Here is a 12831-nt window from a genome sequence, read left to right as displayed (position 1 = left end):
ACGATGTCACGGGTGGAGAGCTTCGGGGAGGCGCTCAAGCGGCGTCGCAAGGATTCCGGCATGCGCCAGGTGGATCTGGTGGCAGCGCTGGAGCATGTCATTGCGCGCTCCACCCTGGCCAATGTGGAGGCGGGCCGGGAACGGCCGTCGGCCCGGCTGTGGGCGACGTTGCAGCGCTGCCTGCCGGAGTGGACCGAGGACCTGGCCCGGTGCCACCCGGACCCCACGATCTGCGCCCAGCACACCGTCGAGCTGGTGCCCTTCGACGTGCTGGAGGCCACCTACAGCTACACCTTCCGGGAGCACTCGTCGCCGGAGGAGATCCTGCTGACCCGCCGGATCCGGGCCACCGTGGACGGCGTCGACGGCTATGACCTGCAGATCACCAGCGACCGCTCGGCCTTCGGGCTGGAGATGGAGCCACTGTTCGGCGGCTGGATCGAGCACAGCGAGCACCGGCTGGGAGACGAGGCCAGCCGCTTCCTGACCCGCTTCCGGTTCGATCGCAGCCTGGCAACCGGTGAGGAGCACGAGTTTGCGCTGCGTTCCTGGGTGAACGGGGCAGACCCGGGGTGCACCGCCCAGTCCACCTTCACCACCCCCACCCAGCAGGCCCGGATCACGCTCAACTTCTGGGGCAGCCGGCAACCCAGCCGGGTCTGGCACTTCGGCCCGCTGGATGACCCGCCGTGCATCCCGGGTGATGGCCAGGGCTGTGACGAGCTGGAGCCGATGGCCCGCGGCAGCTATTCCTTGCGCCTCACCCGGCCGCAGCTGCACCGGATCTACGGCATCGGCTGGTCCTGGTGACCCGCTGCGTCGCGGCCGGCGGGATCGTCCCGGAGACCTGACCCCACCCTCCCCGGAGCAGGCGGCCAACGCATAGGGTGGTTGCCAACTCAACGAGGAGAGGCAATGACGCAAGCACTCCAGAACCAGCCCGACGAGGGCTCCGGCGAGCCGCAGAACCCCGGGCTCACCGCACTGCGTGAGATGCGCGAACAAGCCCTGCTGGGCGGCGGCCAGAAGCGGATCGATGCGCAGCACGCCAAGGGCAAGATGACCGCCCGGGAGCGGCTCTCGATCCTGCTGGACGAGGCCTCCTTCCAGGAGCTCGGCGCCCTGGCCACCCACAACACCACCGACTTCGGGATGGCCAACCATCGTTTCCCCGGCGACGGCGTGATCACCGGCTTCGGCAAGATCAATGGCCGACGGGTGGCCGTCTTCGCCCAGGACTTCACCGTGCTGGGCGGCTCCTTCAGCGAGGTGCAGGCGCAGAAGATCAGCCGGATCCAGGACCTGGCGCTGGAATCGGGCATCCCGCTGATCGGGCTGAACGACTCCGGCGGCGCCCGGGTGCAGGAGGGCGTGCGCTCCCTGGCCGCCTACGGCGAGGTCTTCTACCGCAATGTGGCCGCCTCCGGCGTGATCCCCCAGATCAGCCTGATCCTGGGACCGTGCGCGGGCGGCGCGGTCTACTCCCCCGCGCTGACCGACTTCACCGTGATGGTGGAGACCACCTCCAACATGTTCCTCACCGGGCCGGAGATCATCAAGGCGGTCACCGGTGAGGACGTCAGCGCGGAAGACCTGGGCGGGGCCTATGTGCACAACGGCCGCTCCGGCGTCGCGCAGTTCAATGCCGGCAATGAGCAGCAGGCGATCGAGACGGTCAAGCGGCTGCTCAGCTACCTGCCGCAGAACAACACCGAGGACGCCCCGGCGATCGTCGCCTATGACTCCCCGGACCGGATGGACGAGGCGCTGAACAACCTGGTGCCGGCCGACGACACCACCGCCTATGACATGCGCGACGTGCTGGACAGCGTCTTCGACGCGGGTTCGGTGATGGAGGTGCACGAGCAGTGGGCGGGCAATGCGCTGTGCGCCTTCGCCCGGCTCGATGGCCATTCCGTCGGGATCATCGCCAACCAGCCGATGGTGATGAGCGGCTGCCTGGACATCGACTCGTCGGACAAGATCAGCCGGCACATCCGGATCTGTGACATGTTCAACATCCCGATCATCACCTTCGTCGACTGCCCCGGCTACCTGCCTGGCGTGCAGCAGGAGTACGCCGGCGTGATCCGGCACGGCGCCAAGGTGATCTACTCCTACTGCCAGGCCACCGTGCCCAAGATGAGCGTCGTCACCCGCAAGGCGATCGGCGGCTCCTATGTGGCGCTGAGCTCCAAGCAGATGGGCAATGACGTGGCCTTCGCCTGGCCCAGCGCGCAGATCGCGGTGATGGGGCCGGAGGGTGCCGCCCGGCTGCTGAACCGACGCCAGATCCAGCAGGCCGAGGACCCGGCCGCGGAGGAGAAGCGCTTCGTCGACGAGTACCGGGAGAAGTTCTTCAACCCCTACCGGGCCGCCGACGTCGGGCAGATCGACGAGGTGATCGAGCCCTGCGAGACCCGCCCCCGGCTGATCCGTGCCCTGGAGGTGTTGCGCACCAAGGTGCAGACCAACATCCCCAAGAAGCACGGCCTGTTCCCGGTCTAGGAGGCCGACGATGAACAATCTTGGATGGGGCCTGGAGATGACCCTGGTGGGCATGGGCGTGGTCTTCGCCCTGCTCGCCATGCTGATGGGGGTGCTCACCCTGATCGGCCGGTTGGACCGCCCCGACGCCCCGAAGGCGGTTGAGCCCGACCCTGCCCCGGCGGCCCAGTCTGGCTCCACGGCGGCCGAGCCTGTCGAGGCCCCGCCCGCAACGATGGCCGAGCCTTCCGACACCACGGTGGCCGAGCCCGCCACCTCCACGCTGGCCGAGCCTGTCGAGGTCCCCGCGTCGTCGGTGGAGATCCTCACCGACGGTCTGACCGTTGACCAGGCCACGGCCGTCGCCCTCGCGGTGATCACCCACGCCGAGGTGCGACGCCAGCAGGCCGCCCCCGCCATGCGCACCCATGCGCCCGGCAGTCAGATCCACACCAGCCGCTGGGTCGCGGTGGGACGTGGTCAGCAGAACATGTCCTGGAACAGGAGATAGCCCGATGCGTCGCTACACCCTTTCGATCAACGGATCCGACCACGAGGTCGACGTCGAGGAGGTCACCGCCAACACCTTCCGGGTGCAGATCGCCGGCCACGGGGTCGACGTCCGCCTGCGGGACCACCAGGGCCTGGCCCAGGCCATGATCACGCCCCAGGTGGAGGTGGGCCGGCAGAATGTCGTGCAGTCCGTCGACGCCCACGACGTGCTCCCCGCCAGCCAGGCAACGGCCCCCGCGCCCACGCCGCGGCCGGTCGCGGAACCCGTCGCCACCCCGGCGGCGGCCAGCACCACCCCGGGTGCCGCCTCCTCGATGACGGCGCCGATGCCGGGCGTCGTGCTCTCCGTCAGCGCCCAGCCGGGCCAGAGCGTCAAGCGCGGCGACCCGCTGTTGGTGCTCGAGGCCATGAAGATGAAGAACGAGCTCAAGGCCACCAAGGACGGCGTCGTCGCGCAGGTGCTGGCCGAGGTGGGCGCGCAGGTGAAGTTCGGTGACCCGTTGGTGGTGTTCGAATGAACGTCGTTCTGATGGAGTCCACCATCGACCTGCTGCTGCGGGGCATCACGAATGTCACCTGGCAGTCGGTGGTGATGCTCGTCGTGGGCTGCGTGCTGATCGGGCTGGCGGTGGTCAAGGAGTACGAACCGCTGCTGCTGTTGCCGATCGGCGCGGGCTGCCTGCTGACCAACCTGCCGCTCTCCCCGCTGGTGGGCGACGAGGGAATGCTGACCGTGCTGCGCCACGCCGGCGTGGACAACGAGTTGTTTCCGCTGCTGATCTTCATCGGGATCGGGGCGATGACCGACTTCGGGCCACTGTTGGAGAACCCGAAGATGGTGTTGCTGGGCGCGGCCGGCCAGTTCGGCATCTTCCTGACCCTGATCCTGGCCGCCTTGCTGGGCTTCAGCCGCAATGAGTCGGCCTCGATCGGCATCATCGGCGCCATCGACGGCCCGACGTCGATCTATGTCAGCCGGCAGCTGGCACCCCAGTTGTTGGCACCAATCACGGTAGCCGCGTATTCCTACATGTCCCTGGTGCCGATCATCATGCCGCCGATCATGCGGCTGCTGACCACCAAGAAGGAACGCAGCATCCGGATGCCGTACTCGCAGCGCGAGATCAGCAAGCGCACCCGGGTGCTCTTCCCGATCATCGTGACCGTGATCGTCGGCATCCTGGTGCCCTTCGCCACGCCGCTGATCGGCATGCTGATGTTCGGCAACCTGATGCGCGAGTCCGGTGTGGTGGAGCGCCTGGTGGGCGCCTCCTCCAATGAGATCGCCAACACCGTGACCCTCTTCCTGGGTCTGGCGATTGGTTCCACGATGGTGGGCACGTCCTTCCTGAAGTGGTCGACGCTGATGATCCTGGTGCTGGGCCTGCTGGCCTTCTGCCTGGACACCGCGGCCGGCGTGATGTTCGGCAAGCTGATGAATCTGCTGTCCGGTGGGAAGTTCAACCCGCTGATCGGTGCCGCCGGCATCTCAGCCTTCCCGATGGCCGCGCGGGTCGTGCAGAAGGAGGCCTCGAAGGAGGACTTCGAGAACTTCATCCTGATGCACGCCATGGGTGCCAATGCCGCCGGGCAGGTGGCCTCGGTGGTGGCCGGCGGCGTGCTGCTGGCCCTGATGGGCACGGTCTGACAAGGCACGGCGCGGCCCGCTTGGGGACCGACGGGCCCTGACTCCGGGGAGTGACGGGCAATGCTGATTCCACGGAACCGGTGTAGATCAGCGGTTCCCCGGGCGGGCTGAGCTGGTGATCCCAGCACGTGTGGCGGTACTGGGCGTACTGCGCACGGGCTGGGATCAGCTGTTCTCTCGAGCACATTGGGCACCCCCAGAATGGCCTTGAATCCTAAATTTCATGAAGGAATCTCAGGATCATCTTGGCCTTCCGGGGCGCCCAACCCGTTGTGCGTACAAGTTGGTCACCGTACTGTCGGGTACATGAAGATTGGCTCCGACCCTGCCCAGGAGCAGCGATTGCGCAAACGCCTCGCCGCCGTGGTGCTGATTGCGGTGGCGGCGCTCTTTGCCGAGCCCGTCCTGGCCAACCAGTCCTCCCCCGTCGCGCCGATCATCCAGCAGCGCTGACCCTGACCCCCTGACGTGCCCCGGCCCTGCGGCCGGGGCACTTCTCATTGCCCCCTGGGTCAGTGAGTGCGAGGGACACCCGGTTTGCGCCACAAACTGCATTCTGATTCCGGGCCAGCGTCATAGGTGCACCGAGCCCCACTCAGGATGTGGTTTGTGGCACAGACAATCTGGGATCAGGCGACCAACCGCCTTCGGCGCGAGGCCCACCACTGGTCGCCCCGCCGGATCATGGCCAGGATCAGCGGTTCCACCTCATCCCAGCGATACATCACCTGTTCATAGGTGAGCCGAACCACGATGTACCCCAGGGCGCGCAACTGCAGATCCCGCTCCCGATCCTTGCGATAATTCTCCTCCCCGGTGTGGTGCGCCCTACTGTCCACCTCGATGATCAGCCGTTCCCCCACCAGCAGGTCCACCCGCCCAATCTGGCCAATCTGCACCTGGGTCTGGAGCAGCACCCCGTGCCGCTGGAGGCGCAGCCGGGTCAGGCTCTCCGTGCCGGATTCGGCCCAGGCGCACAGGGCCAACACGCGCTCGAAACGATCGCCCCGCCCCAGCGCGCAGGAGATGTCACCCTTCGTCATCTTCTTGAGGTTCACCAGGGAATCGGCTGCCACCACGAAATCCTCCGAGCTCAGGCAGTACCACGCGGCTCGTACGGCGAAGCCCAGATCATCAACCGCCGCCACCGGTGCCCGCTCCGGCCCGTGCAGGGGGCGGCACCGAACGACACCGGAAGGAAGCGAACGGTCCGAATAGTGTCGAGAGAAGCGCAGGTGGAGATCCGATGAGGCAGGCACCCAAACCCCTTCCCGCTTGAGCACGGAGACGCAGCTCACCACACCCCCGAGCCTGACGGCGCGCTTCGTCTCTTCGTCCGCGCCGCCATCCGCATACCAGCCCTTGCGGAGCCGGGTCAGTTTCCCGGCGGTCAGTGCATGCCTCACCTCGGTTTGACCCCAGCCAGCGGCCAGCAGATCCTTCGTTGTCCAGATGCCCCCGTGGGGGCTCGCGAGATTCTCCATACCCAGAGTGTTGAAATCTGGGCCCTTTCTGTGTCACGCCATCGGGCTGCCTGTGGACAACTCCGCCTGTGGACAACTTCTCAGACCCGGGGGCGCTGCGTGACTGCAGGCCGCCCCGAGGGTCCTGCCCCGCGACTGGCCACCGGTCTGCGCCACAAACTGCATCCTCGTTCCGTGCCAGAGCCATAGATGCACCGGGTCCCACTCAGGATGTGGTTTGTGGCGCAAACCAGCAGTGACGCGGCTCGGAAGGCCCGCGGGCGCCTTGATCCCGGGCATGGCGCCGGTCGCGGACTGGGTAACGCTGAGGCCTGTGCGGGCACTACCTGATGTGAACACCACAGACGCGGCTGCTTCGCGGTCATCCACGGCGAGACCGCAGACCGACTGATGGCCTACTGTCTGCGTCACGTGGGGCCGCAGTTGGCGGAGGACGTGGTGGCGGAGACCTTCGCCGTCGCCTGGCGCAAGCGGGACCATGCGCAGGGCCCTCATCGCGGCGGCCGCCGCGGCACCTGGAACCACCCAGTCCTCGAAGAATGGCACCATCACACTCACCCACGTGTGGCAAGGCCGGGGGAGAGAAGGGGCTCACCGTCACCCTACGGCTGGACGGCACCACACTCGATCTGGTCGAGTACCGGCAGCAGCAGCTGGCACCCACCGGCGGTGTGGCCGGCACCCTCGTCGAGAGCTATGACCCGCCCACCCTGACCAAGGGTTTCCCGAAGCCGTGATGTCGGCGGCGCCGCGAGGGCCCGTCGCTACTTGCCGGTGTGCCACTTGCGGATCAGGCGAATCCGGGAGTCCACCTGGTCCGTCGACGCCCGGGACAGCGGCGGGCCACCGGCCTGGCGTCGGAGCTCGGCATGGATGTGGGAGTGGGGGATGCCGCGGGAGCGGGCGTACTGGCTGACCAGCGAGTTCAGCTCCTTGCGCTTGGTCTCCAGCGCACGGTGCAGGCTGATCTCCGGAGCGACGTGTTCCTTCTTGTCCCGCCGTTCCTGCCGCTTGAGCTGGCGGCGCTGGCGTTCCCGCAGCAGGTCGGTCACCTGCTCGGGCTCCAGCAGCCCGGGCAGGCCCAGGTAGTCCTGCTCCTCCTGGGAGTTGGGCTCGGCATTCAGCCCGAACTGCTGGGAGTCGAACATCACGTGGTCGAACTGGGCGACGCTCTCCAGCGCCTCCCACTCCCCCAGCAGGTCATCGGAGGCCTTGGCGTCCTGGTTGGCCTGTTCCACCAGGAGGTCCTCCTGGGCGAAAAGGTCGTCCTCGTCGGACTTCTTCTTGCCGCCCAGCACGTGGTCGCGCTGCTGCTCCAACAGCGCGGCGTGGCTCAGGATCACCGGGACGGTGGGCAGGAAGACGGTGGCCACCTCCCCGCGGCGACGGGTGCGCACGAAGCGCCCAACGGCTTGGGCGAAGAACAGCGGGGTGGAGGTGGCCGTCGCGTAGACCCCGACGGCCAACCGGGGGACGTCGACGCCCTCGGAGACCATCCGGACCGCCACCAGCCAGCGGTCCTCGGAGGCACTGAAGGCCTCGATCCGCTTGGAGGCCCCTTCCTCGTCGGAGAGCACGACGGTGGGCTTCTGCCCGGTCACGTGGTGCAGGATCTTGGCATAGGCCCTTGCCTGGGTCTGGTTGGTGGCAATCACCAGGCCGCCGGCGTCGGGCACATGCCGCCGCACCTCACTGAGCCGGATGTCGGCGGCCTTGAGCACCGACTGCATCCACTCGCCCTTGGGGTCCAATGCGGTGCGCCAGGCATGGGCGGTGAGATCCTTGGTGAGCGCCTCGCCCAGATTGGCGGCCAACACCTCACCGGCCTTGGTCCGCCAGCGCATCGGCCCGCCGTAGGCCATGAAGATCACCGGACGCACCACATTGTCCCGCAGCGCCTCGGCGTAGCCGTAGGTGTAGTCGGCCCGGGACTGCTTGGCCCCCGACGGCAGCTCCTCGTAGTTGACAAAGGGAATCGGGGACTCGTCGGAGCGGAACGGGGTACCGGTCAGCGCCAGCCGACGGGTGGCCGGCAGGAAGGCCTCCTGGATGGCGTCGCCCCAGCTCAGGGCGTCGCCGGCGTGGTGCACCTCGTCCAGGATCACCAGGGTCTTGAAGTTCTCGATGCGGGCCCGGTAGTGGTGCACCCGGGCGGCGACACCGGCATAGGTCACCGCGATCCCGTCGAACTCCTTGGAGCGGCCGCGCTTGGAACCTCCCAGGCCCGGGTCGATGTTGATCCCCACCTTGCTGGCCGCCTCAGCCCATTGCACCTTGAGGTGTTCGGTGGGGGCGACGACGATGATGCGGGCCACGATCCGGCGGTGCAGCAGCTCGGCCGCCACCCGCAGCGCGAAGGTGGTCTTCCCGGCGCCGGGGGTGGCGACGGCCAGGAAGTCCCGGGGCTCGTCACGCAGGTAGAGGTCAAGCGCCTCCTGCTGCCAGGCGCGCAGGCTGCGGGCGGTGCCCCATGGGGCGCGCCCGGGCCAGGCCGGCGAAATGTTGTGTTCGAAGGCCGAGGTACTCATTGCGCTGCACCCCTCCCCCGGGCTGACGGTGCGGCCGAGCCGCGGCGGGGCAGTGACATGGGAGACCGAGGTTACCCGAACCCGAGGCGCTGGCCTTACTCGTCATCAGCCAGATCAAAGCGAATCCTGCCATCGAGCGCCCGGACCACCTGGTGCCGACGGCCGCGCGCCGGAGTGCGCGCAGATCTGGCTTCCGTGGGCCCATACCCCACACTTCCCCAAGCACGGGCGAGGAACACCACCCACCGGTCCAAGGGCTGTGACATGGGTCACATAACCCCTAGTAGGACCTACGTACAAGTCAACCGAACAACATCTAATCACCTAGTCACAGTGGGATTACTAGCTGAAGATCTCCCGAGTTGGACCCTCGTCCCATTGCATCCACACGGGCTGGATGACAGCATTGATCACGGCGGTGGGGACCGCTGCAAGAAAACTTCGGGGGTCGCGGGGCCATCGGAGACAAGACTTCCCGGCGGGGGCCGGAAGCAGATGATCCTTTGCTCCAGACCCTTTTCGGAAGGACTCCAACATGATCGCTCTGATCGTCGCAGTCGTCGCGCTGTGGGCCGTTGCCGGCTTCCTGTGGGTGGCCGACAGCAAGACCGCCCGGCCCAGCATCGACGCCGTCCTGGCCGACCGCAGCGAGCCGATCACCCGGCAGGAGTACCAGGAGCAGCAGGCCGCTCAGGCTGCTTGAAGAGATCCCGTGGAGCCGCCTCAGGCCGCCGCGCAGTAGCCGCGGCGGTTGCGGCGTCGGTGACGCGCGGACGCCCGCTGGACCTACTGCGCAAGAGCTGGGGCCGGCAGACAGTCCGGCACGCCACAGCCGGGACATGACTGATCAGTCTTTCCCCAGACACCGCTTCGTGACACGGAATCGTCACGGCGCAGGCCCGGCCCCCGTCTCGGGGTGGCCGGGTCCTGTCGTGTCCGGCCCGGGTTGGCTCGCAAAATTCCCAGACCCGGTGTCCATCCGCGGGATCGACCCGCTAGAGTTTCCCCGCCTCGACGATGAGGTGCGGTGTTCGGGGGATCACCGCTGGAACCCCCGAACAGGAGCGCCCATGACCCCGCTTGCTCTCGTCGCCGCACTGGTCAGCCTCTGGCTGCTGGCCGGCATGCTCTGGCTGGCCGACAGCCCGGCCCCCACCCAGATGGCCGACGTGATTCTCTCCGCCACGGACGACGAGGTCACCGCGCCATTGCAGATCGCCTGCTGAGGCGCCTAACCGCCCGGCGAGCGAGCCCTCACTCAGAACAGCCGCGGGATGTTCTGGGCCCCGATCACCACGGACAGCAGCACCAACAGCCAGGCGAAGGCCAGCTGCAGGGCCGCCGGGTCCGCCCGGCGGGCAATCCGGGCACCGCCCAGACTGCCCGCCGACGCCCCCAGTGCGAAGGGCAGGATCACCGCCCAGTCCAGGTGCACCCCGATCGCCAGCCGGGAGGCCAGGGCGGTCAGGCAGTTGATGGCAATCACCAGCAGGGAGGTGGCAATCGCCTCCCGCACCCCGAAGCCCAGCACCAGGATCAGGGCCGGCACGACGGCGAAACCACCGCCCACCCCGAAGAAGCCGGTCAGCAGGCCCACCCCGGTGGCGGTCAGCAGCAGTTGCCAGAAGGGCCGGGCCACCCCGCTGCCGTCGGGCCGCCCCCGTCGCCGGGAGCGCAACATCACTCCGGCCACCACCAGCAGCAGGGCGCTGAACAGGCTGAGCAGGAGTTCCCCGGGGATCCGGGCTGCAGCCGCGGAGCCGACCATCGAGCCGACGATCCCCAGGGCGCCGAAGACCAGGCCGTCGAGCCACCGCACCCGGCCGGCCCGGGCATGCGGCCACAGCCCGATCAGCGATGAGATGGCGATGATGACCAGTGAGCCCTCCGCGGCGGCGTGCGGGCTCTGGTGCAGCAGGTAGACCAGCAACGGGACGGTGAGGATGGCCCCACCGCCACCGAGGCTGCCCATCACCAGACCCACCAGCAGGCCGAACGGAAGGGTCCACCATGCCATCAGCTCCACCGGCGTCCGGCCTCCTCAGCCCACCCGCAGGGCGATCACCCGGCCGGCCAGGCTGAGCACCCGCAGGTTGCCGAAGCTGGCCCCGGTCTGGTCCGGCAGCGGCTGGTAGAAGTGCTCGGGTTCGGTGGCCGGCTCATTGCGGTTGACCACCGCTGCCCGGGTGCCGACCTTCGCGCTGCCCTGGAATTGTCCGTCGATGCTGTCCACCTGGATCGTCACCCGTCGCCAGGTGACATCGCTGGGCAGGGCGGGGCGGGCCTCACCGGTGGCCGCGTCCAGGAAGGTGCGTCCGGTGGGCTCGGTCACCACGACGCCGGTGCCGCTGGTGCCCAGCGCCCCGGCATCCTTGCCGGCCAGCTGGAAGGGTCGGCTGGTCCACAGCCGACGTCCGGTCTCGGGGTCGATCCGGGAGACCACCATCCGGCCGCCCACCACCTCGCCGTTGTGGCGGACCGTCCCGGCCTTCCACTCGCAGACGAGGGTGACGTCGGTGCGGGAATTGCAGCCCATGTCGGCCCCCGGCAGGCTCCACCGGGTCTTGCCGGTGGCCGCCTCGAAGCCCAGGGTCAGCCGCCGCTGGGGCATCGGCTGGGCCACCGTGGCGCGCGGCAGCCGGGCCGTGCCGTAGATCACCGGCCCGGCGGCGTTGAAGGTCCAGCCGGCGCTGGGCGAGAGCTTGCCGAACATGTCGGCCTCCAGCCGGTGCCAGATCAGCTTGCCCTTGCGTTCCACCCCGATCGCGGCCTTGCGGCTCTTGGGTTCCAGGAAGCGGACCAGGCCGTAGCGGCCCAGGTCCTCATAGCTGTCGCCGGCGTCCGGCAGGGGGTGGGAAGACCTGGTGCCGTTGGCATCCAGCCGCACCTCGACGGGCTTGACCCCGGTCAGCGCCTTGGCGCAGACGGCATTGCGGTCATCCTGGCAGACCTCGGGGAAGCTGGTGAACTGGAAGACGTCGGAATCGGCCACGGCCTTGCCGCGCTGCTGGATGTCCAGCAACCGCATCCGGGAGCGCTGGCCGGGGCCGCGCAGGGGTTCCAGGATGGCGACGTAGCGTTCCTTCAGCACGGTCACCGGCATCGCCACCTCGGGCGGGACCATCGAGGAGCTCACCCGGTGGGCCCAGGTCACCGACCCGGTGACCAAGTCCAGCTCCTGGACCTCCAGGTGCTTGTTGACGCTGGCCACCACGATGGCGTGCCCCATCACATTCACCACGTCGCTGGCCGGGCGTGACTGGGTGCTGCTCCACACCAGCGCCGCCTCGGTGGGCTGGTTCACCACCGTTTCCGACGGTGAGGCCTCCCCCGGGGACCTGCTCACGGTCGGCTGACTGGAGGGAGGGGTGCTCTCCGCCTCGGGAGCGCCCGGCCGGGTGACGGAGGTGCACCCCGACACCATCAGGAGCCCAGCGGAACCGAGCAGCGCGATCCGCTGCAGGGGTCCGGGATTCTGGGCACGCATGCCCCAAAGCCTACGCGGCTTGAAGCTCCGTCCGGCGCCACTCTCACGTGGGCCCGCCAGCTCCACCCGGCACGCGTCGGCGGGTGGTTCTGGGAATCGACCTCTGGAACCGGCCCGGCCCCGCGCTTCTGGCGGGAGAGGCCCGCTGCCGACGGATCCGGTGGTCACTTTCCAGAAGTGGACGGATGACCGCAATTCTCCGCGAGCCTTCAGCCCGCTGACTCAGGGTGCGGTGCTCGCGGCCTTCCGGGGTGACCGCGCCCGGGCCGACCCCGAACCTGCCGCGGAGAGCCACGGCAAGGACGGGGGTTGCGAACCTGCGACGGTGAGTCCCGGCCAGGACGAGGGGGGAAGGGTTCGAGGGAAGTCCCGGGGTGTTGGGGAGCCTCCACTGTGGCGCGGGGTGGCTGGTCAGCGGCGGTGCAGCAGCTTGTCCAGCGCCGACTTCTTGGTCTTGGGGTGATTCTTCTCCCCCGTGCGCTCGTCGAGCTCGATCCAGCGAGAATCGCAGCCGGGGCAACGGTAGACCGGGGCGCCCTCGACCTCATCCTTGGTCTTGAGGATGCCGCAGGCGTCCTGACAGGTATTTGCCTCAAGGAATCGTGCCGCCATGGTTCACATGGTGCACCCCGGGTCAAAGAATCTCCAAGCCGGATACCCAAGCCCGCTTGGTTTCCCGGACTC

General features: G+C 68.3%; 14 protein-coding genes. 9 read left to right on the top strand and 5 right to left on the bottom strand.

The window, feature by feature from the left end:
* The first annotated feature begins 3 nt into the window (after positions 1-3).
* The 6 genes from AAEX60_RS01615 to AAEX60_RS01590 all read left to right on the top strand — a co-directional run bounded on the left by AAEX60_RS01615 (position 4) and on the right by AAEX60_RS01590 (position 5101).
* A complete protein-coding gene (locus tag AAEX60_RS01615) occupies positions 4-810 on the top strand; it encodes a helix-turn-helix domain-containing protein (RefSeq protein WP_342100645.1) in 807 nt (268 codons plus the stop codon).
* A 105-nt stretch (positions 811-915) separates the two neighbouring features.
* Positions 916-2508, top strand: a complete 1593-nt coding sequence (locus AAEX60_RS01610) for an acyl-CoA carboxylase subunit beta (RefSeq protein ID WP_342100644.1) — start codon at positions 916-918, stop codon at positions 2506-2508.
* Between the two features lie 10 nt (positions 2509-2518).
* The gene (locus tag AAEX60_RS01605; RefSeq protein ID WP_342100642.1) at positions 2519-2998 is read left to right on the top strand and encodes an OadG family protein; all 480 of its coding nucleotides are present in this window, start codon (positions 2519-2521) and stop codon (positions 2996-2998) included.
* Between the two features lie 4 nt (positions 2999-3002).
* On the top strand, positions 3003-3518 hold the full coding sequence (locus AAEX60_RS01600) for a biotin/lipoyl-containing protein (RefSeq protein WP_342100640.1): 516 nt from the start codon (positions 3003-3005) through the stop codon (positions 3516-3518).
* Positions 3515-4648, top strand: a complete 1134-nt coding sequence (locus AAEX60_RS01595; protein ID WP_342100639.1) for a sodium ion-translocating decarboxylase subunit beta — start codon at positions 3515-3517, stop codon at positions 4646-4648. The genes AAEX60_RS01600 and AAEX60_RS01595 overlap by 4 nt, the downstream gene beginning before the upstream one ends.
* A 306-nt stretch (positions 4649-4954) precedes the next feature.
* Positions 4955-5101, top strand: coding sequence for a hypothetical protein (locus AAEX60_RS01590; protein ID WP_342100638.1), 147 nt, complete (start codon positions 4955-4957; stop codon positions 5099-5101).
* A gap of 176 nt (positions 5102-5277) precedes the next feature.
* Here the strand turns inward: AAEX60_RS01590 and AAEX60_RS01585 are convergent, their stop codons facing one another.
* Positions 5278-5724: an endonuclease domain-containing protein gene (locus AAEX60_RS01585; RefSeq protein ID WP_342100637.1), complete on the bottom strand. Its 447-nt coding sequence runs from the start codon at positions 5722-5724 to the stop codon at positions 5278-5280.
* 947 nt (positions 5725-6671) lie between these two features.
* Here AAEX60_RS01585 and AAEX60_RS01580 point away from each other — a divergent pair.
* A complete protein-coding gene (locus AAEX60_RS01580; RefSeq protein WP_342100636.1) occupies positions 6672-6869 on the top strand; it encodes a hypothetical protein in 198 nt (65 codons plus the stop codon).
* Between the two features lie 27 nt (positions 6870-6896).
* Here AAEX60_RS01580 and AAEX60_RS01575 read toward each other — a convergent pair whose 3' ends face one another.
* Positions 6897-8660, bottom strand: a complete 1764-nt coding sequence (locus AAEX60_RS01575; protein WP_342100635.1) for a DEAD/DEAH box helicase — start codon at positions 8658-8660, stop codon at positions 6897-6899.
* Between the two features lie 535 nt (positions 8661-9195).
* On the opposite strand from AAEX60_RS01575, the gene AAEX60_RS01570 reads away from it, so the two are divergent.
* Together AAEX60_RS01570 and AAEX60_RS01565 are read left to right on the top strand one after the other, a co-directional pair.
* The gene (locus AAEX60_RS01570) at positions 9196-9363 is read left to right on the top strand and encodes a hypothetical protein (RefSeq protein WP_342100633.1); all 168 of its coding nucleotides are present in this window, start codon (positions 9196-9198) and stop codon (positions 9361-9363) included.
* Positions 9364-9730: 367 nt separating this feature from the next.
* A complete protein-coding gene (locus AAEX60_RS01565; RefSeq protein ID WP_342100631.1) occupies positions 9731-9886 on the top strand; it encodes a hypothetical protein in 156 nt (51 codons plus the stop codon).
* 32 nt (positions 9887-9918) lie between these two features.
* On the opposite strand, the gene AAEX60_RS01560 is transcribed toward AAEX60_RS01565, so the two are convergent.
* The 3 genes from AAEX60_RS01560 to AAEX60_RS01550 all read right to left on the bottom strand — a co-directional run bounded on the left by AAEX60_RS01560 (position 9919) and on the right by AAEX60_RS01550 (position 12759).
* Positions 9919-10677: a sulfite exporter TauE/SafE family protein gene (locus AAEX60_RS01560; protein ID WP_342100670.1), complete on the bottom strand. Its 759-nt coding sequence runs from the start codon at positions 10675-10677 to the stop codon at positions 9919-9921.
* 24 nt (positions 10678-10701) lie between these two features.
* Complete coding sequence (locus tag AAEX60_RS01555; protein ID WP_342100630.1) at positions 10702-12147, bottom strand: hypothetical protein; 1446 nt, start codon at positions 12145-12147, stop codon at positions 10702-10704.
* A 411-nt stretch (positions 12148-12558) separates the two neighbouring features.
* Positions 12559-12759 carry a hypothetical protein gene (locus AAEX60_RS01550; RefSeq protein ID WP_342100628.1) on the bottom strand — a complete coding sequence of 67 codons (201 nt, stop codon included), beginning with the start codon at positions 12757-12759 and terminating at the stop codon, positions 12559-12561.
* Positions 12760-12831: the final 72 nt, after the last annotated feature.

The organism is Luteococcus sp. H101 (assembly GCF_038433155.1).
GTDB lineage: Bacteria > Actinomycetota > Actinomycetes > Propionibacteriales > Propionibacteriaceae > Luteococcus.
This window is presented reverse-complemented; position numbering and strand designations above follow the sequence as displayed.